The organism is Streptomyces sp. NPDC048521, from assembly GCF_043199855.1.
In the GTDB taxonomy this organism is placed as follows: Bacteria; Actinomycetota; Actinomycetes; order Streptomycetales; family Streptomycetaceae; genus Streptomyces.
In genome coordinates this window covers 368,432-387,454 of the sequence record NZ_JBICWR010000007.1, presented here as the reverse complement: position 1 = coordinate 387,454, position 19,023 = coordinate 368,432, and the positions used below count along the sequence as shown (strand labels likewise).

At 73.0% G+C, this 19,023-nt stretch carries 17 protein-coding genes and 1 pseudogene; 9 read left to right on the top strand and 9 right to left on the bottom strand.

All coding sequences use genetic code 11. The annotated features are described in order from the left end of the window. The 5 genes and pseudogenes from ACGFRF_RS19710 to ACGFRF_RS19690 form a co-directional block, all read left to right on the top strand. A pseudogene (locus ACGFRF_RS19710) lies at window positions 1–209 on the top strand (transposase); the annotation flags it as partial. 92 nt (window positions 210–301) lie between these two features. After that, a complete protein-coding gene (locus ACGFRF_RS19705; RefSeq protein ID WP_055707421.1) occupies window positions 302–667 on the top strand; it encodes an Rv2175c family DNA-binding protein in 366 nt (121 codons plus the stop codon). An 88-nt stretch (window positions 668–755) separates the two neighbouring features. Continuing rightward, window positions 756–1,406 carry a thiamine phosphate synthase gene (thiE, locus tag ACGFRF_RS19700; protein WP_393741520.1) on the top strand — a complete coding sequence of 217 codons (651 nt, stop codon included), beginning with the start codon at window positions 756–758 and terminating at the stop codon, window positions 1,404–1,406. 138 nt (window positions 1,407–1,544) lie between these two features. Beyond that, window positions 1,545–2,468, top strand: coding sequence for a methylenetetrahydrofolate reductase [NAD(P)H] (metF, locus tag ACGFRF_RS19695; protein ID WP_393741518.1), 924 nt, complete (start codon window positions 1,545–1,547; stop codon window positions 2,466–2,468). 56 nt (window positions 2,469–2,524) lie between these two features. Continuing rightward, a complete protein-coding gene (locus tag ACGFRF_RS19690; protein WP_393741516.1) occupies window positions 2,525–3,451 on the top strand; it encodes a hypothetical protein in 927 nt (308 codons plus the stop codon). Window positions 3,452–3,546: 95 nt separating this feature from the next. On the opposite strand, the gene ACGFRF_RS19685 is transcribed toward ACGFRF_RS19690, so the two are convergent. From ACGFRF_RS19685 to ACGFRF_RS19665, 5 genes are all read right to left on the bottom strand, one after another. Continuing rightward, window positions 3,547–5,055 (bottom strand): phytoene desaturase family protein, encoded by a 1,509-nt coding sequence (locus ACGFRF_RS19685; protein WP_393741514.1) that lies wholly within the window; start codon window positions 5,053–5,055, stop codon window positions 3,547–3,549. 58 nt (window positions 5,056–5,113) lie between these two features. Then, window positions 5,114–5,716: a DUF4126 domain-containing protein gene (locus tag ACGFRF_RS19680; RefSeq protein WP_393741512.1), complete on the bottom strand. Its 603-nt coding sequence runs from the start codon at window positions 5,714–5,716 to the stop codon at window positions 5,114–5,116. Between the two features lie 368 nt (window positions 5,717–6,084). Beyond that, window positions 6,085–6,714 (bottom strand): TetR/AcrR family transcriptional regulator, encoded by a 630-nt coding sequence (locus tag ACGFRF_RS19675; RefSeq protein WP_393741510.1) that lies wholly within the window; start codon window positions 6,712–6,714, stop codon window positions 6,085–6,087. Window positions 6,715–6,761: 47 nt separating this feature from the next. After that, a complete protein-coding gene (locus tag ACGFRF_RS19670; protein WP_393741508.1) occupies window positions 6,762–8,846 on the bottom strand; it encodes a YhgE/Pip family protein in 2,085 nt (694 codons plus the stop codon). Continuing rightward, window positions 8,818–9,627 carry an ATP-binding cassette domain-containing protein gene (locus ACGFRF_RS19665; RefSeq protein ID WP_393741506.1) on the bottom strand — a complete coding sequence of 270 codons (810 nt, stop codon included), beginning with the start codon at window positions 9,625–9,627 and terminating at the stop codon, window positions 8,818–8,820. Before ACGFRF_RS19665 ends, ACGFRF_RS19670 begins: the two co-directional genes overlap by 29 nt. Before the next feature lie 160 nt (window positions 9,628–9,787). Between ACGFRF_RS19665 and ACGFRF_RS19660 the strand changes: the two genes are divergently transcribed. The 3 genes from ACGFRF_RS19660 (at window position 9,788) to ACGFRF_RS19650 (ending at window position 11,963) form a co-directional block, all read left to right on the top strand. Further along, window positions 9,788–10,351, top strand: coding sequence for an SAV_6107 family HEPN domain-containing protein (locus ACGFRF_RS19660; RefSeq protein WP_393741504.1), 564 nt, complete (start codon window positions 9,788–9,790; stop codon window positions 10,349–10,351). 181 nt (window positions 10,352–10,532) lie between these two features. Beyond that, window positions 10,533–11,303 carry a methyltransferase gene (locus tag ACGFRF_RS19655; RefSeq protein WP_393741502.1) on the top strand — a complete coding sequence of 257 codons (771 nt, stop codon included), beginning with the start codon at window positions 10,533–10,535 and terminating at the stop codon, window positions 11,301–11,303. A 276-nt stretch (window positions 11,304–11,579) separates the two neighbouring features. Further along, window positions 11,580–11,963: a DUF3040 domain-containing protein gene (locus ACGFRF_RS19650; protein ID WP_393741500.1), complete on the top strand. Its 384-nt coding sequence runs from the start codon at window positions 11,580–11,582 to the stop codon at window positions 11,961–11,963. Between the two features lie 80 nt (window positions 11,964–12,043). Here ACGFRF_RS19650 and ACGFRF_RS19645 read toward each other — a convergent pair whose 3' ends face one another. The 4 genes from ACGFRF_RS19645 to ACGFRF_RS19630 all read right to left on the bottom strand — a co-directional run bounded on the left by ACGFRF_RS19645 (window position 12,044) and on the right by ACGFRF_RS19630 (window position 17,669). Then, entirely contained in the window at window positions 12,044–14,428 is a 2,385-nt protein-coding gene (locus tag ACGFRF_RS19645; protein ID WP_393741499.1) for a DUF3488 and DUF4129 domain-containing transglutaminase family protein, read from the bottom strand. After that, on the bottom strand, window positions 14,425–15,786 hold the full coding sequence (locus ACGFRF_RS19640) for a DUF58 domain-containing protein (RefSeq protein ID WP_393741497.1): 1,362 nt from the start codon (window positions 15,784–15,786) through the stop codon (window positions 14,425–14,427). The genes ACGFRF_RS19645 and ACGFRF_RS19640 overlap by 4 nt, the downstream gene beginning before the upstream one ends. Beyond that, a complete protein-coding gene (locus ACGFRF_RS19635; RefSeq protein WP_393741495.1) occupies window positions 15,786–16,862 on the bottom strand; it encodes an AAA family ATPase in 1,077 nt (358 codons plus the stop codon). The genes ACGFRF_RS19640 and ACGFRF_RS19635 overlap by 1 nt, the downstream gene beginning before the upstream one ends. A 261-nt stretch (window positions 16,863–17,123) precedes the next feature. After that, window positions 17,124–17,669, bottom strand: a complete 546-nt coding sequence (locus ACGFRF_RS19630) for a beta-class carbonic anhydrase (RefSeq protein WP_393741493.1) — start codon at window positions 17,667–17,669, stop codon at window positions 17,124–17,126. Window positions 17,670–18,055: 386 nt separating this feature from the next. Here ACGFRF_RS19630 and rsmH point away from each other — a divergent pair, with 386 nt between their 5' ends. Further along, complete coding sequence (rsmH, locus tag ACGFRF_RS19625; protein ID WP_393741491.1) at window positions 18,056–19,012, top strand: 16S rRNA (cytosine(1402)-N(4))-methyltransferase RsmH; 957 nt, start codon at window positions 18,056–18,058, stop codon at window positions 19,010–19,012. Window positions 19,013–19,023: the final 11 nt, after the last annotated feature.

Here is a 19,023-nt window from a genome sequence, read left to right as displayed (position 1 = left end):
AGCTGAACCCGGTGGAACTGCTGTGGTCCTCGCTCAAGAAGCGTGAACTCGCCAACCTCGCCGGCGACCACCTCGCCGATGTCGCCGACGCCACCCAGCAAGGCATCCACCGCATCAACGCCAACCCCCGACTGCCATGGTCATTCCTCGCCCATACCGGCCTGACCATCCGCCCACCACATCCACCGAACTTACGAAAAGATCAGTAGGGCCCGTATCACGGCACCCCGGCGGAGCCCACGGCACCCCCAGCGGAGTGCCTCGGCTTCCGACTGTCGGTGGGGGATGGCAGGCTAGTTCCGTGACCGAGATTGACGCAAAGATCGATGCTCTCGTCCCCGCCTGGCTCACCCTCCCCGACATCGCCGAACAGCTCGGCGTCGAGGTGACGCGTGTGCGGCAGCTGGTCAAGGAGGGCCAGCTCATCGCCGTACGCCGAGGTGAGAACCGGGCGCTGCACGTCCCCGCCGCCTTCATCGACGGGGACAAGGTCGTCAAGGGCCTGTCCGGGACCCTGACGCTCCTGCGGGACGACGGCTTCACGGTCGAAGAGATGATCGAGTGGCTCTTCACCCCCGACCCGACCCTGCCCGGCACCCCCGCGCAGGCCCTGAGCGAGAATCGCGGCACGGAGGTGAAGCGCCGCGCCCAGGCGCTCGCCGTCTGAGCGAACCGCATCAGGGGGTGGCGTGCGGACCCGAGCCCGCACGCCACCCGTAGCACCACTGGCACACCGACCCCGGGGGGACCCACGCATGCCCGACACCGCCCGCGCCGCGCTCGCCGACGCCCGCCTGTACCTCTGCACGGACGCCCGCAAGCGCCAGGGCGACCTCGCCGAGTTCCTGGACGCGGTCCTGGCCGGCGGTGTCGACATCGTGCAGCTGCGCGACAAGGGGATGGAGGCCGCCGAGGAGCTGGAGCACCTGCGGATCTTCGCCGACGCCTGCGCCCGGCACGGCAAGCTGCTCGCGGTCAACGACCGGGCGGACGTCGCCCACGCCTCCGGCGCCGGCGTGCTGCACCTCGGCCAGGGCGACCTGCCGGTTCCCGCGGCCCGCGCGATCCTCGGCGAGGACGTCCTGATCGGCCGCTCCACGCACGCCGAGGCGGAGGCCGCCGCGGCCGCCGTCCAGGAGGGCGTGGACTACTTCTGCACCGGCCCGTGCTGGCCCACCCCCACCAAGCCCGGTCGGCACGCCCCCGGCCTCGACCTGGTCCGCCACACGGCCGGCCTCGGCAGCGACCGCCCCTGGTTCGCCATCGGCGGCATCGACCTCGGCAACCTGGACGAGGTGCTGGACGCCGGCGCCCGCCGGGTGGTCGTGGTCCGCGCGATCACCGAGGCGGACGACCCGGGCGCCGCGGCGGCACAGTTCGCCAAGCGGCTGCGGGACGCCCGGTAGCGGTCGTCCCGCTGCGGCAGCGGCCCGGTCGGCCCCGCGCCGGGGCGTCCTGTCCACCTGCTGGACAGGAAGTCGACAAATCTGGCAAATTTCCGCTGTCCGGTTGGGGGACCGCCCACCCCTGGCTAACCTGCGGGTATGGCCCTCGGAACCGCATCCACCAGGACTGATCGCGCACGCACCGTGCGCGACATCCTTGCCACCGGCAAGACGACGTACTCGTTCGAGTTCTCGGCGCCGAAGACCGCCAAGGGTGAGCGGAACCTGTGGAGCGCGCTCCGGCGGGTCGAGGCGGTCGCCCCCGACTTCGTCTCCGTGACCTACGGCGCCGGCGGCTCGACCCGCGCGGGCACGGTCAAGGAGACCCAGCAGATCGTCGCCGACACCACGCTCACCCCGGTCGCCCACCTCACGGCGGTCGACCACTCCGTCGCCGAACTGCGCAACATCATCGGCCAGTACGCGGACGCCGGCATCCGCAACATGCTCGCCGTGCGCGGCGACCCGCCCGGCGACCCCATGGGCGACTGGGTGCCGCATCCCCGTGGACTGGCCTACGCGGCCGACCTCGTCCGGCTCATCAAGGAGTCGGGCGACTTCTGCGTGGGCGTGGCCGCGTTCCCGGAGATGCACCCGCGCTCCACGGACTGGGACACCGACGTCGCCCACTTCGTGGCCAAGTGCCGTGCGGGCGCCGACTACGCCATCACACAGATGTTCTTCCAGCCGGAGTCGTATCTGCGGCTGCGCGACCGCGTGGTGGCCGCGGGCTGCGACACCCCGGTCATCCCCGAGGTGCTGCCCGTGACCAGCGTGAAGATGCTGGAACGGTTGCCCAAGCTGAGCAACGCCGTCTTCCCGGACGCCCTGAAAGAGCGGATCCTCGCAGCGAAGGACGATCCGGCGGCGGTACGCTCCATCGGTATCGAGTTCGCCACCGAGTTCTGCGCGCGGCTGCTGGCCGAGGGAGTGCCCGGACTGCACTTCATCACGCTCAACAACTCCACGGCGACCCTGGAAATCTACGAGAACCTGGGCCTGCACCACCCCCCGCAGGCCTAGACCGGCCGCACCGCGATACGACACACTGCGTAGCGGTCACTGGGAGAGGGGCGTACATGGGCTGGACGGTCCTCTACATCGCGTTCGGCGTCGTCGCACTGTGGTTGCTCGGCGAGGTGCTGCTGCAGTACAAGGCGCGCCTGCGCTGGCGGCTGCTCGCCTTCGGCGGCTTCCTCGGTGTCGTGCTGGGCGTGCTGATGCCGTCCGTCATCGTGATCGGCCTGGGCGCGATCGCCTTCGCGATCGGGCAGACCTACGTCACGCTGTCGTTCCGCCGCGGCTTCGCCGCCGGCTGGGCGGTCAAGCGCCCCGACGCCGAGACCGGCGGCGGCAGCAAGCGCCGCCGTGGCAAGGCGGAGCGCCAGGACCCGGCCCGGGACGTCCCCGGCCAGGAGGCAGGCGAGAGCGCCGACGACCACGACGCCGGGTACGGCCGCGAGCGTCCCGCCTACGGCGACGACGACTACGACCGCGACGACGTCTTCACCCCGGCCCGCTCTCCCGAGCCGGCCGCCGCCGAGAGCACCGCCGTGTACGAGCCCCAGCCCCTCCCCGAGGACACCGGCTCCTACGGCGTCTACGGCGACACCGCCGCGTACGCCGGCGCCGCCCAGCCCCAGGGTGCCGACCAGGAGTACGCCTACGACTACTCGGGCTACGGGCAGCAGAACTACGGCTACGACACCGGCGGCCAGCAGGCCTACGCCAACTACTCCGACCCGTACATCGGCACCCAGTCCTACGCCGGCACCGGGTACGACACCGGCTACGAGCAGCAGCAGTACGGCCAGCACGGCTACACCCAGGACCCGTACGCCACCGGCGGCTACGGCGAGACCCCGGCCGGCGGGGTGTGGGTGCCGCAGCAGCGCACCGACGAGACCTACGGCGGCGAACTCCCGCAGGAGCAGCCGTACCCGTACCAGGCGGGCGGACAGCAGCCGCAGCACGGCGCCGATCACGACGAGCAGTACCGCTACTGACGCACCCCGGGGCCGGTACCACCGCGAGCCGGCCCAGCTCCGGGAGCCGCGGGTACTCCGGGAGGACGACGCCGCCGGCGTGACCAGGTCTCAGCTCACTGCGAGCCGCGGAACTCCGGTCCTTCCACGATCAGTCCGGCCACCAGCGCCCCCGACATGCCCGCGTGCGGCAGGCCGCCGCCGGGGTGGGACCAGCCGCCCGCGGCGAACAGGCCCGGCAGGCCCGTGGAGTTGGCCGGGTGCAGCACGCCCTCCGGCCCGGCCAGCGCGGGCGGCGGCACCGCACCGCCCGTGGCGCCCGTCTCCCGCTCGGTGTCCAGGGGCGTGCGCACCTCCCGCCACAGCACCCGCTCGCGCAGTCCCGGCACGGCCCGCTCGGCGGCGGCGACCAGCCGGTCCGCGAAGGCGTCGGCGGCGCCCGGCGCGGCCCAGTCGTACTCCGTCGCCGACGGCACCGTCGCCGTCAGCACCACGGACTCGTGCTCCCCGGCCGGGCGCAGGGCCGGGTCGTCCGGCCGGTCCACGACGACGGTCGGCAGGTCGGGCACCACCCCGTGCCGCATCAGGTCCAGATCGCCCTCGCCGTCGGCCGCGTGCACCACCGTGCGGTGCGTGGCGCCGGGCTCCCGTGCGCCGCGCAGCGCCAGGCACACGACCATCCGGCCCGGGTAGCGGTCCTCGGGTGTTGGGCGCACGTCCTGATCGCCGTACAGCTCCCTGCCCGCGACCAGTCCGCGCAGCCGCCAGGACCCCGTGCCGACGACGAAGTCCGCCTCGGCCACCGTGCCGTCGCCCAGCTCCACCCCGGCCGCCCGGCCGTCCTTCTCCAGGACCCGGCTGACCTCGGCGCCGAAGACGAACTCGACCCGTCGCCTCAGGCACCGCTCGTACACCGCGCGCGCCAACTCCCGGATGCCGCCGCGCACATACCAGCTGCCGAAGGCGTGCTCCATGTACGGCAGCACGGCCGCGCTCGCCGGGGCGGCCCCGGGGTCGACGCCGTACGCGAGCGCGTAGCCGTCGAGCAGTTGTGCCAGCCGTGGGTCCCGCAGCTCCCATCTGCCGATCTCGGACAGCGTGACCGCACGCCTCGTGCGCAACAACCGCTTGTGCGGAACGCCCGGATACGGCTCCTTCTGCTCCAGCACCTGCCAATCGGGCCACAGCGGCTCCTCCAGCAGCGGCCGGCGGGTGCGGTCCCAGGCCTCCCGGGCCCGCACCAGGAAGTCGCCCCAGCGCTCGCCCGCCCCCGCGCCCAGCGCCTCGTCCAGGGCCGCGACCACACCCGCGCGCGAGGCGTTCGGCAGGGACACGTCGGTGCCGTCCGCGAAGACGTGCCGCGCGGCCGGGTCGACCTGGACCAGTTCGACACAGTCCTCCAGCGGCTCCTTGCCGGTCTTGAGGAACAGATCGCGGTACACGGCGGGCAGCGTCAGCAGTCCCGGGCCGGTGTCGAAGGCGAACCCGTCCCGCTCGAACCGGCGCAGCGCACCGCCGTACGTCTCCGTGCGCTCGTACACCACCACCCGGTGGCCCGCGACGGCCAGCCGGGCAGCGGCCGCCATCGCGCCCATGCCGGCGCCGATCACCGCAATCCGTGCCATGCCCGCGACTTTATCGAGCGCCACCGACATTGCGGTCGGCGGGCGGCCGCGGCGCGGGTCAGGGCGACCGCGACGCCAGGCGCCGCTCCTCCCGCCGCTGGGCCCGGCGGCGCAGGAAGCGCCGGATCCGGGAGACCAGGAACAGCAGGGTCAGCAGCCCGCCGGCCAGCAGGACACCCGCGATGATCGCCGCCGCCCACGGGTGGAACATCGCGAACGACACGACGGCACCCACCCCGAGGTCCTCGGCCAGGCTCAGCGCGACGTTGCTGAACGGCTCCGGCGAGGTGTTGACCGCCATCCGTGTTCCGGCCTTGACGGAGTGACTGGCCAGTGCCGTCGAACCACCCAGCAGCCCGGCCGCCACATCGGAGACGGAGCCGCTCTGCCCGGCGAGCAGGGCACCCACCCAGGCGCCCGCGAGCGGCCGGATCACCGTGTGCACGGAGTCCCACGCCGAGTCGACGTACGGGATCTTGTCGGCGACCGCCTCGCACAGGAACAGCACGCCCGCGACGATCAGCACCTCCGGGCGCTGCAACGTCTGCGGGACGTCGTCGCTCACCCCCGTCACGCCGAACAGGCCGAGCAGCAGCACCACCGCGTAGGCGTTGACGCCGCTGGCCCAGCCGCTCGTGAAGACCAGGGGGAGTACGGACACGGACGCGATCGTAGCCAGTCGGCGGGCCGCAGTCGTGGGCACGCGCGCGGACGGCTGAGTACGCGTACCTAGACACCCGGATGAGTACGGGCGCGGATGGGGCGCCGTCCCCGGGGAGGGGAGAGTGGAGGCACGGCAGGGGGCGCGGCCCGGCACCGCCGACACGGGGCGGCGGAACGGCGTCCGCCCACCGGCCGCTCCTTCCGCCGATCCGTCGGCGGAAGCGAGACACGGGGGTCCCGGGGAAGACCACCACGGGGGTCCGCACGGGGGAACCCGTACGGGGGAGTCACGGGGGAACGGGAAGGCGCCGGTCCGGCAGCGGACCGGCGCCTTCCGTGTCGTGTTCGGACAGTGCCCGGGGCGGCTCAGACCTTGCCGCTGACCCGGCCCTGGAGCAGTCGCGACAGGGCCGCGTGGACGTCGTCCAGGGAGCGCTCCGGCTGGAACGACTTCCAGTCCAGCGCCGCCACCAGGACCATGCCGACCAGCGCGGCGGCCGTCAGCTGCACGTCGATCTCGTCGCTGAACTCGCCGGCGGCCACACCCTCGCGCAGCACCCCCTCGACCACCGCGACGGCCTCCTGCCGGACCACCATCAAGGTGGACTGCCAGGCCCGGTTGGTGCGCCACAGCTCGGCGACGTACAGCTGGGTGAAGGCCGGGTAGCGGTCGATGAAGACCAGACCCGCGCGGATCATCGCGTCCAGCGCGTCCACTTTGCTGCCGCCCTCACGTGCCGTCCCCTCGGCGGCCTCCTTCAGGGAGGCGGTGAGCAGGCCCACGCCATGCCTCAGCAACTCCTCGAAGAGGACCGACTTGCTCGCGAAGTTGTAGTAGACGGTGCCCTTCGCGACCCCGGCCCGCTCGGCGATCTCGTCCACCGTGGTCGCGGAGAACCCCTGCTCGGCGATGAGCGTGACGGCCGCCTCGTAGAGCTTCTGCCGGGTGGCCTCGCGGCGCGTGCTGCCGCCGGACCTGGCGCTGCTGCTTTCCATGGCCCCGATTGTCACAGGTACGCGCGCGTGCCGAGGCCCCGCGGGGATCACAGGCTCAGCTCCGGGTGCAACCGGTCCAGCGTCCACACCTGGCGGCGCCGGGCCGCGAGGGCGGTGAGCGCCAGGGCGCCGGCGGTGAACGCGGTGAGCACGCCGCACGCCTGCCAGACCGGGCCGAGCCCGCCGCCCGTGATGAGCCGGCGCAGCGCCTCCACGATGTAGCTCATCGGCAGGAACGGGTGGATCGCGTTGAAGAAGCCCGGGCTGGTCTGCACGGGGTACGTGCCGCCCGCCGAGGTCAGCTGGAGCATCAGCAGGGCGAGGACCAGGATCCGGCCGGCCGCGCCGAAGCGGGCGTTCAGCCACTGCACGATCGCCGCGAAACAGGCCGCGACCAGGAACAGGAAGCCGATCGTGCCCGCCGCGCGCAGCATCTGCAACCCGATCGCCCAGTGCAGGACGGCCATCAGGGCGGCCACCTGCAGCACGCCCAGCGCCACCACCGGCAGCCAGCCGGCCAGGGCGATCCGCCAGGCGGAGGAACCGGCCGACAGGGCGCGCCGGTTGAGCGGCGGGATCAGCATGTAGGCCACCATCGCGCCCACCCACAGCGACAGCGGGATGAAGTACGGGGCGAACCCGGTGCCGTAGTTCGGCGCCCGGTGCAGGTCCCGGGAGGCCAGCTGGACCGGGTCGGCCATCACGCCGGTGCGCCGGTCGCGGTCCTGCTTGTCGTAGTCGGGGATCTTCTTCGCGCCGTCGTGCAGCCCGCCGGCCAGCTTCCCGGAGCCGTCGGAGAGCTTGTACAGGCCGCCGTTCAGGGTCTGGGCGCCCGACTCGGCGGTGCCGATCCCCTTGTCGAGCTCGACCGCGCCGGTGCGGGCGGTGCCGAGGCCGGTGTGCAGCTTCTCGGCTCCGTCGGCGACCTTGTGCGCGCCGGTGTTCAGCTTGTTGATCTTCTTGACGGCGTCGTCCAGGTCCTCCGCGAGGTGCGGTGCGCGCTCGTGGAGGGCCTTGGCCTGCTTCCGCAGCGTGCCGAGGTTGTCCCGCATCGTCCTCAGGTCGCCGTTCTGGTCCGCGATCAGCGTGTTGAGGTCGTCGGCGACGGTGGCCACCTCGGCGGCGGCCTTCTTGGCCCGCTTCAGTTCCGGGCAGGCCGGGTCGGGGACGGTCGCGGCCTCGCAGCGCGCCTGGTAGACCTCGTCGAGGACGGCGGAGGAGGCGTGGGCGGTCTTGGCGGCGCCGGGCGCGAGCTTCACCAGCACGTCGAGGTTGTCCTCGACCGCCTTGGCCGAGTCGGCCACCAGCTCGGCCGTGTCCCCGATGGTCTTCTCGTTGCTCCTCAGGAACGGGCCCGCCTTGGCGTGGACGCCGTTGACCTTGTCGGCGAGCGTCTGGGTGCCGTCGGCGACCTGCCGCGAACCGTCCTCGAGGTCTGCGGCGCCCGTGTCGAGCTTCTTCAGGCCCTTGGCCAGCTTGCCGCTGCCGCTCTTGGCGTCCTTCAGCCCGTCGGCGAGGTCCTTGGAGCCCTTCTCCGCCTTCCCGATGCCGCTGTTCAGCTTGTCGGCGCCCTTGGCGGCCGTGACGGTCTTGTCGTGGATGTCGGAGAACGACACGAAGATCCTGTCCAGGAACGTCCGGGAGGCCTTCGTGGACGCGGCCGAGCGCACCTCGTTGAAGACGGTGCGGGAGATCTGGCCGACGATGTAGTTGTTCGCGTCGTTGGTGCGCACCCGGAGGGCACCGGTCTCGGGGGAGTCGCCCGAACTGGACGCGACGCGCCTGCTGAAGTCGGCCGGCATGGTCAGCGACAGATAGTAGGTGCCGTCCTCGACGCCCGCGCGGGCCTCCTCGTCGCTCACCTCGTGCCACTCGAAGGTCCGGCTGTCGCGCAGCCCGTCGACGATGTCGTCGCCGGCGGTGACCTTCTTCCCGGCCGCCGTGGCGCCCTTGTCGTCGTTGACCAGGGCCACCGGGATGCGGTCCAGCCGGCCGTACGGGTCCCAGAACGACCACAGGTACAGCGCGCCGTAGAGCAGGGGCAGCACGAGCAGTGCGACCAGGGCGGCGCGCGGCAGCCTCCCGCGCCCGAAGCGCCTCAGCTCAAGCGCGGCCAGCCTCGGTGAGCGCATCACCGGCGTCCTCCTTCCGCTCGGCCGGCGTGGTGTCCGCCTCGGTGCCGGCCCGCTCGGTGTCCGTCTGCCGGGTGTCCTCCCGGCCGGCGTCCCGCCGTTCCGTCGAGACGGTCACGCAGTCCCCGGGCGCGGTGCGGCACACGGCCACCACCGTCGTTCCCGCGCGCGTGAGGGACCGCAACAGGTCCCACACCTCGGCGCGTTCGGCGTCCGAGAGCTTCATGTCGATGTCGTCGACACCGAGCAACCGGGGCCGGCCCACGAGGGCCAGGGCCACGGACAGGCGCAGCTCCTGGAGCCGCTCCAGGTCGCGCACGGCCGTCCGGGAGCCCTTGGGCAGCGTGTCGAGGTCGAGTCCGGCGGCGGCGAGGGCCGCGTCGGCCCGCAGCCGCGCCTCGTGCGCGCGCCCTGCGCGAGGCAGCAGCACCTCGCGCAGGGAGGCACCGAACCGGCGCTCCAGCAGGGACCGTTCGCGCAGGTGCTCCCCTACGGTCAGGGCCGGCTCCAGGTCGGTCACGCCGGCCACGTTGGCCACGGCGCCGACGCGGCGCAACGCCGCCATGTTCCGGGGAAGTTTGAACCCGCCCACCGCGGCCACTCCTTCGGTGGGCTTCATCCGTCCCGTGAGCGCGAGCAGCAAAGACGTACGGCCGGAGCCGGACGGTCCCTCGATCGCGATCAGTGAGCCGGGCTCCGCGTCGAGGGTGATGCCACGGAAGGCCCACCCCCGTGGCCCTTTGAGTCCGAGGCCTTCGGCCGTGACGTCCACGCCGTCCACGAGCCCCCTCCTGCCAAATTTGAACTGACTGGTCAGTGCAAAAATACGCCCGAACCTTCGATCGAGGCAAAAGCGCAGGTCAGAACGGATTGTCAGTGCCATACCTCACGATGGGCACATACGGCACCCGTGCCGTCACCCAGACGACAGGAGGTTCGTCATGGCCAACTCGTCCGCAGCCGCCGCCCGTCGGCGCCGCGCCACCGGCCCTGCCCCCTCACTGACCGGCCCGGCGAGCGATGTGCACCCCGTGCTCCGCCGGGCCACGGCCCCACCCGCCGCCCTCGACCTGCTCGCCCAGGCCCGGGCCGGACTGGAGGAGGCCACCGTCCTCGAAACGCCGAACGAGCGCTACGCGACGGCCCACCTCGCGGCCCTGCGCACCGCCGCCGCCGTGCTCGCCTCCCGGGGCCGCCCCGAGACCTCCCCGCGCCGCCGGGCCCGGATCCGCAGCGCCTGGGAGGTGCTGCCCGAGATCGCCCCCGAGCTGGCCGAGTGGAGCGCCTTGTTCGCCTCCGGTGCCGCCCGCCGGGCCCGGGCCGAGGCCGGCATCCAGGGGGCGGCCGGACAGCGGGACGCCGACGACCTCATACGCGACGTGGCGATGTTCATCCGCCTCGTGGAGCGCATGCTGGTCCTCCAGCCGGTCCTGCCCCAGCCCCGCCGCGACGGCGACGAACCGGACGGCCCGAGAACGCCGAGCGGCCTCCCGGACGCGGGCTGACCACCGGTTCGTCCGGCGTGCGAGACGGACCCGGGCGTACGCCGCCGCGATGACCGGGTACGGCGCCGGAGGCAATAGGGTGGACAGCGCCTGAGCCTTCCCGCCTCCCGCATCCGGACCGGGGAGGCATCCCGTTCACGCCGCCGGCAACAGGCGGTGCCGCGCCGAGGAGTCAACTGCCGTGTCGGACCCGATGCGCCCCCGCGCCTCTCTCCGTACCGCCGTGGTCTGGGAGGTCCTCCAGGACGCCCTCGACCGCCGGGTCAAGGCCACGGGACGGGAGTCGCTGGACGTCCTCGACACCGGAGGCGGCAGCGGCAACTTCGCCGTGCCCGTCGCCCGCCTCGGCCACCGCGTCACCGTCGTCGACCCCAGTCCCAACGCGCTGTTCGCGCTGGAGCGCCGCGCCGCCGAGGCCGGCGTCGCCGACCGGGTCAAGGGCGTCCAGGGCGACGCCCACGGACTGTTCGACGTGGTCGAGCGCGGCGGCTACGACGCCGTGCTGTGCCACGGCGTCCTGGAGTACGTGGACGACCCGGCCGAGGGCGTCCGCAACGCCGTCGCCGCGCTGCGCTCCGAAGGCGTCCTCAGCCTGCTCGCGGCCGGTCTCGGCGGTGCCGTGCTCGCCCGCGCCCTCGCCGGCCACTTCAAGGAGGCCGGCCAGGCCCTCCAGGACCCCGACGGCCGCTGGGGCACCGGCGACCCGATGCCGCGCCGCTTCACCGCCGAGCAGCTCACCGCGCTGGTCGAGGGCGCGGGCCTGAAGGTCGGCGCCGTGCACGGCGTGCGGGTCTTCGCCGACCTCGTGCCCGGCGTCCTGGTGGACACCGAGCCCGGCGCCCTCGACGCGCTGCTCAAGCTGGAGGCCGCGGCGGCCGAGTTGCCCGCCTTCCACTCCGTGGCGACCCAGTTGCACGTGCTCGGCGAGACGCCCGGTGCCGCCGAGGCGTGAGCGCACCGCCGGGACCTGCCGCTGATCAGGGGCTCGGCGGCGGATGGAGTACGCCACAAGCCCCCCGTTCGAGGGGTTTGCGCCGTATGATCGAGGTGCACCACCCGGCATGACGGGTCGGCCGCCGGGGAATGGAAGCCTCAGCGAGCCGGGTCGGCCATGACGGATTCCGGTTGGCCGATTGGCGCAGAGGGGCGGGTTTCACGGGGGTGATTCCCTGCCTATCCTGAAGGGACCCCCGGGTCGCCCCGGCGACTGCACGATGAGGAGGACTCCGTGCCGCTCTCGGAGCACGAGCAGCGCATGCTCGAGCAGATGGAGCGAGCGCTGTACGCCGAAGATCCCAAGTTCGCGTCGGCGCTCGAGGGAAGCGGGCTGCGTACGTACACCCGGCGGCGGGTCTACCAGGCGGTCGCAGGCTTCCTCGTGGGTATCGCGCTCCTCATGGCCGGAATGGTCGCGCAGCTGATCTGGGTCAGCGTGGTGGGTTTCCTCGTCATGCTGGGCTGTGCCGTACTCGCCGTCACCGGCTGGCGCAAGGCCCCGAAGCCGGGCGAACAGCCCGTCGGCGTGGCTCGCCGCCCGGTACGGCCGAAGCGCTCCATGATGGACCGGATCGAGCAGCGATGGCAGCGCCGCCGGGACGAACAGGGCCACTGACCGCACCGCGGTCCTCCGGCCGACAACAGCAGACCTCGTGAGGGGTGACCACCAGCCGGTGGTCACCCCTCACACCTGTCTCAGCTCTGTTGCCCCGACGGTCGCCGCAGCGCCGGCCGGGCCGCCGCGGCCCGGGCCGTGAGCGCCGACCAGCGGGCCGAAGCCGACCACAGCACCCGCGCAGCCGAACGGGGCAGGAACCGCGCCCGCAGCCGCGTCCCGGTGCCGACGCTGCCGTGCAGCGCCTCGATCACCCGGCGCACGTCCTGTGCCGCCCCCGCCGCCGGCCGCGGCCGCGGCGCGTACAGCACCTGCTCCACCGCGTCCGCCACCCGGTGCACCGCGGCCCCGGCCGCCGGATCCAGCTGCCCGAGCCGGACGATCCGGGCGGCCGCCCCGCGCGGGGTCAGCGACTCGTCCGGCGGGATGCCGTGGTCCCAGGCGCTGTCCGTCAGCTCCTGCCAGACGGCCAGGGTGTGCGCCGCCGCACCCTCCGCGGTCCGCGGGTGCGCGCCCAGCCGCAGCGACCGCACCCGCGTACGCCACAGCAGCGGCGACAGCGGAACGGCCGGCACGACCAGCACGCCCAGCCCGATCAGCACGTACCACCACGGCCCCGTACCGCCGCTCCCGCTGTGCGGGGCCGCCGCGGCCGACGGGCTGTCGCAGGCCTGCAGCTTGCGCAGCTCGCTGGTGCAGCTCTCGCTGGGCGAGGCCTCCGCCGAGGGTGCCGAGGACGCGTTCTTGGACGGCAGAGCCTCCTCCGGCAGCGCGGTGCCGGGCGTGTCCGACCGGGTGTACGACGGCGTGGTGCCGCGGGTGGGCGTCGGCTCGAAGCGGGTCCAGCCCACACCCTCGAAGTACAGCTCCGGCCAGGCGTGCGCGTCCCGCTGGTTCACCGCGACCGTGCCGTCGGCCTGCGGGGTGCCCGGCGCGAAGCCCACCGCGACCCGGGCCGGGATGCCCAGGGTGCGGGCCATCGCCGCCATCGTGAAGGAGAAGTGGACGCAGAAGCCCTGCTTCTTCTCCAGGAAGGTGGCGATGGCGTTCGGACCGCGGCCCACCTCCACCTGGGTGTCGTACTGGAAGCCGCCGTTGACGGCGAAGTAGTCCTGGAGCCGGACGGCCTGCTCGTAGTGGCTCGTGGCGCCCGAGGTGATCTCCTTGGCGGTGCGGGCCACCACCTTCGGCAGCGAGGACGGCACCTCGGTGTACTCGCGCCTCAGGGCCGCCGGCGGCTGGGGCGCGGCGGCCAGCTGCTCCGCGGTCGGCCGCACGGCCAGGCTGGTCACCTGGTAGGTCGCACCGCGCGTGGTCTGGCCGTGGTCACCGACGAGCGTCATGCCGACGGGCTCGTACCGCCAGCGGCCGCTGATCTTCACACTGCTCGGCGGATAGGGCATCGGCAGCCAGTCCTGGGCGTACCAGTCCGCCGCCGTGACCGTCGTCCTGACCTTGCCGCGCTTGATGTCCGGGCCCAGGCCGGTGGGCGTGGGGAACACGTCCGGCACCCCGACGATGTGCCGCTGGGCCGGTTTCCAGGTGGTGCCGTCGAAGTCGTCCAGGGAGACGATCCGCAGGTACAGGTCCGAGATGTCGTTCGTGCTCGTCCTGAGCGACAGCACCTGGCGGTCGTTGTCCGTGTTCAGGCTGTCGCGCAGGGACACCAGTGGGTTGACCGCCGAGATCGTGCCCCCGTTGCCGTTGCCCACCCCCACGCCGGTGCCGGCGGCGTCCAGCAGCCCGCCCTGCATCGCGGGCAGCGCCAGTGGCACCACCAGGGCCACACCCAGCGCGACCGCGCCGATCCGGCGTCCGGTGCGCACGGGGGCCGCGACGCCGGGCTCCGGGGAGCCCTGGGAGCGGGGCGCGCCGCCGAAGACCCGGCCCCACTGGGCGAGCCGGTCCCGGCCCTCCGCGAGCAGCAGCATCAGATAGCCGGCCGCCGCCACCAGGAACCACAGCCAGTCGGCCCCGCCGTCGGACAGCCCCGCGGCCACCGAGTACAGCGCGAGCAGCGGCAGCCCGGCCGGGGCCGCGCTGCGGAAGGTCACCGCGAGCGCGTCCACCAGCAGGCCGATCAGCAGCACGCCGCCGATCAGCAGCAGCTTGATGCCGTCGGTGAGCGGCGCCGGTATCGCGTACTGACTGACGTCGTCCGAGCCCTGCCGGAGCAGGTCGGCGAAGTACCGGAAGCCGTCCGGGCCGGGGATCAGCCCGAGCACCGCGTGCTCCCGGGCGAAGACCAGCGTCAGCAGCACCAGGGTGACCAGCGCCTGCGCCGCCACCGTCAGCGGCCGGGCCAGCGGCACCCGCCGGGCCGCCGCGCCCGCCCCGGTCTGCACGGCCACCAGCGGGACCAGTTGCAGCAGCCAGCTCGGCTCGGCCACCAGCGGCAGCAGCGCGCACGAGGTCATCAGCGTGGCCGCGGCGGCGCACAGGGTCAGTCGTGCCCGCCCGCTCATCCCAGTGCCTCCCCGCTCACGGCGGTCAGCCCCGAGCGTTCCCGGTCGGCCTGTCGCCACAGCTCGTCCAGTGCGGCGCCGCGCGGCACGCTCAGCGCCGTCCAGCCCGCCTCGCGCAGCATGCGCAGCCGCTCCGCGTGCCGGTCGCCCGGCCGCGGCACGTCGCTCGCCTCGCGCACCCAGGTGTCCGGGTCCAGGACGAAGGCGACGGCACCGCCGCTGCGCCGGCTCATCTTGGCGACCGTGGCGGCCTGCTCCTCGTCCAGGTCGCCGAGGAAGGCGACCAGCAGCCCCTCGTTGCCGCCGCGCAGCACGTCGTACGCCCGGGACAGGCCCGTGCCGTCGGAGTGGTCGATCACCGCGAGGGTGTCCATCATCAGCCCGGCCGCGTCCGCTGTCTCCTGCCCGGCGCCCGCGAACCCGTCGGCGCCCTCGCCGGGCACCGAGCTCCCACCGTCCGTCAGCAGACGGACCGAGAAGCCGCGTTCGAGCATGTGCACCAGGACCGACGCGGTGCCCGCGACGGCCCACTCGAAGGCCGAGTCGGGGCCCGCGCCCTCGTAGGCGCCGCCCCGGGTGTCCAGCAGCACGGTGCAGCGGGAGCGCCGGGGCTGCTCCTCGCGGCGCACCATCAGCTCGCCGTAGCGCGCGGTGGACCGCCAGTGCACCCGGCGCAGGTCGTCGCCGTAGCGGTACCCGCGCGGGATCACGTCGTCCTCGCCCGCGAGGGCCAGGGAGCGCTGCCGCCCGTCGCCGTAGCCCTTGGCCTCGCCGCTGAAGCGGACCGGTGCCAGCGGCTCCACGCGCGGGATGACGGTCAGTGTGTCGTGCGTGGAGAAGGAGCGGGTCAGTTCGCACATCCCGAAGGGGTCCGTGAGCCGCAGCTGCAGCGGGCCCAGCGGATAGCGGCCGCGCAGGTCGGAGCGGACCCGGTAGGACACCTCGCGGCGGCCGCCCGGCTCCACCCGGTCCAGCACGAACCTGGGGCGCGGCCCGAGGACGTAGGGCACCCGGTCCTGGAGCATCAGCAGTCCGGTGGGCAGCCGGGAGACGTTGTCCATGCGCAGGTGCACCCGGGCCTCGCTGCCGGCCGGCACGCGCGCGGGGGAGAGCCGGCGGCCGGCGGCCACCCGGTAGCGCGTGCGGTACAGCACGGTCGCGCAGATCAGCGGCAGCACGGCCAGCAGCAGGCCCACCCGCAGCAGGTCGCTCTGGCCCAGCACGTACGCGCAGATCGCGGCGGCGATCCCGGCCGCCAGGAAGGAGCGGCCGCGGGTGGTGAGCCCCGACAGGGCCGTACGGACGCCGCTCGCCTCCCCGCGATCGGCCTCCACCTGCCCGGTCCCCCCGGCGCTCATCACAGACTCCGCGGGGGCTGCCGGGGATGGGCCGGCAGCGTCCGGCCGAGCCCGCCGAAGCCGCTCTGCTGCCCGGGCGTCGCGGGCACCGGGGTGTGCTGCAAAATCTCCAGCACCACCTGTTCGGCCGTACGGCGGTTGAGCTGGGCCTGGGCGGTGGGCAGCAGGCGATGGGCGAGGACGGCGACGGCCAGGGCCTGGACGTCGTCCGGCAGCGCGTACTCCCGGCCGGCGAGGGCCGCGGACGCCTTCGCCGCACGCAGCAGATGCAGCGTCGCGCGCGGGGAGGCGCCCAGTCTGAGGTCGGGATGGGTGCGCGTGGCCGCGACCAGTTCGACCGCGTACCGCCGGACCGCCTCGGAGACGTGCACGCCGCGCACCGCCTCGACGAGCTTCACGATCTCGTGCGCGTGGGCCACCGGTTGCAGGTCCTCCAGCGGGCTGACGCCGCCGTGGACGTCGAGCATCCGCAGCTCGGCCTCGACGCTCGGGTAGCCGACCGAGACACGGGCCATGAAGCGGTCGCGCTGGGCCTCGGGCAGCGGGTAGGTGCCCTCCATCTCGACCGGGTTCTGCGTGGCCACCACCATGAAGGGGCTGGGCAGTTCGTAGGTCTGCCCGTCGATGGTGACCTGCCGCTCCTCCATGGACTCCAGCAGCGCGGACTGCGTCTTGGGCGAGGCGCGGTTGATCTCGTCGCCGATCACGATCTGCGCGAAGATGGCGCCCGGCTTGAACTCGAAGTCCCGGCGCTGCTGGTCCCAGATGGACACGCCCGTGATGTCCGAGGGCAGCAGGTCGGGCGTGAACTGGATGCGCCGCACCGAGCAGTCGATGGACCGTGCCAGCGCCTTGGCGAGCATCGTCTTGCCCACCCCGGGGACGTCCTCGATCAGCAGGTGGCCCTCGGCGAGCAGCACGGTGAGCGCCAGCCGTACGACCTCGGGCTTGCCCTCGATCACGCTCTCCACCGAACCGCGCACCCGTTCCACCGTGGCGGTCAGATCATCCCCCACCCTCGAATACGCTCGGGCGGGGGCACCTCCATGGCTCGCTGGATCGTCATAGGTCGACACCCGGCCCTCCTCGGCCCGTTCTTTCCGGGCCGACGCTCTGCGATGCGAAACCGGCCCACCCCGAAACACGGACACCACGCGGGAACAGTTCCGCGTGATGCCACACCCGCATTCTTGCTGCCGTTACCGATTCGTGTCACTCGACTGTGGACAACTGCCCGCACGATGTCGGTCTTACGGCCATTTCGACTGCCGTTTTCGATGCCGTGCGACGAAAACGCCTGCGCGGCGCGGGGGTTGCGCGGCGGGCCGGCGAGTCCGTCAGGCGGGGTCGATCTCGCGCAGTCGGCCGGTCTTGACATCGAAGACGAAACCACGCACGTCCTCGGTGTGCAGCAGGAACGGCGAGGTGCGCACGCGCTGCATCGACTGCCGCACGTCCTGGTCGACGTCCCGGAAGGCCTCCACGGCCCAGGAGGGGCGCTGGCCCACCTCCAGCTCCAGGTCGTGTCGGAAGTCCTCGGTGATGGTCTCCATGCCGCACCCGGTGTGGTGGATCAGCACGACGCTGCGGGTGCCGAGGGCCCGCTGGCTGATGGTCAGCGAGCGGATCACGTCGTCGGTGACGACGCCGCCCGCGTTGCGGATGGTGTGACAGTCGCCGAGCTGCAGGCCGAGGGCCTGGTGCAGGTCGAGACGGGCGTCCATACAGGCCACGACCGCGACGCGCAGGACGGGCCGGGCGTCCATGCCCGGGTCGCTGAACGCGGCGGCGTAGCGTTCGTTGGCCTCGACGAGGCGGTCCGTGACGGTGCCGTCCGTTATGGCGCCTTCGGACCCGGTGGGAGTTGCTGCAGAAGTCGTCATACTCAAGACCGTACTGGTCATACGCCCTGCGGGCCTGCTGTGAGATGCGGACAAAGAACGCCATCGTGGCTTGTTGTGAGCGACTCCACACACACCGCGAACCACCGGTACCCCTCCGTCGGGCGACGCGCAGGCCGGTTGATTGACCGGGAGACGGGGTGGACTAAAGTGACGCGAAGCGGGAGGCGCGGCTCTCCCTGCTGGTGAAACCCCCGCAGACCCCGGCACCCGTCCGGACCGTCTCCCCACGTGCGCGGCGCGTACGTACGGCTCGGCCTCCTCCCGCTCCCGGTCGGCTGACGCTTCCGGCGCCGGCAGGCCTTCCGTTCACGAGCGGGCGGGGACCCGGCGGTGCGTGCCGTCGCGCCGGATCCTGAGAGGCCCCCTTGAGCCAGAGTCGACACGTCCCGGTGATGCTCCAGCGGTGCCTGGACCTGCTGGCGCCCGCCCTGGAGCGCCCGGGAGCGGTGGTCGTCGACTGCACCCTCGGCCTCGGCGGCCACAGCGAGGCACTGCTGAGCCGTTTCCCCGAGGCGCGGCTGATCGGCCTCGACCGGGACAAGGAGGCACTGCGCCTGTCCGGCGAGCGGCTGGCGCCGTACCAGGACCGCGCGAGCCTCGTGCACGCCGTGTACGACGAGCTGCCCGACGTCCTGCGCAGGCTCGGCATCGCGCGCGTGCAGGGCGTGCTGTTCGATCTCGGTGTCTCCTCGATGCAGCTCGACGAGGCCGACCGCGGCTTCGCCTACGCCCAGGACGCCCCCCTGGACATGCGCATGGACCAGACGAGCGGCATCAGCGCCGCCGAGGTCCTCAACACCTACCCCGCGGGCGAACTCGTGCGCATCCTGCGCGCGTACGGCGAGGAGAAGCAGGCCAAGCGGATCGTCTCCGCGATCGTCCGCGAGCGCGAGAAGGAGCCGTTCAGCAACAGCGCCCGGCTCGTGGAGCTGATCCGGGACGCCCTGCCGCAGGCCGCCAAGCGCACCGGCGGAAACCCGGCCAAGCGCACCTTCCAGGCGCTGCGGATCGAGGTCAACGGTGAACTGTCCGTCCTGGAGCGGGCGATCCCGGCCGCCGTGAAGGCCCTCGACGTCGGCGGGCGCATCGCCGTGCTGTCGTACCACTCGCTCGAGGACCGCCTGGTCAAGCAGGTGTTCGCGGCCGGCGCCGCGTCCACCGCGCCGCCCGGGCTGCCGGTCGTGCCCGAGCGCTACCAGCCGCGGCTCAAGCTGCTCACCCGTGGTGCCGAACTTCCCACCGAGGAAGAGGTCGCCGAGAACCGCCGGGCCGCACCGGCCCGGCTACGCGGCGCCGAGCGCATCAGGGAGGACGCCGAGTGAGCCAGACGGGT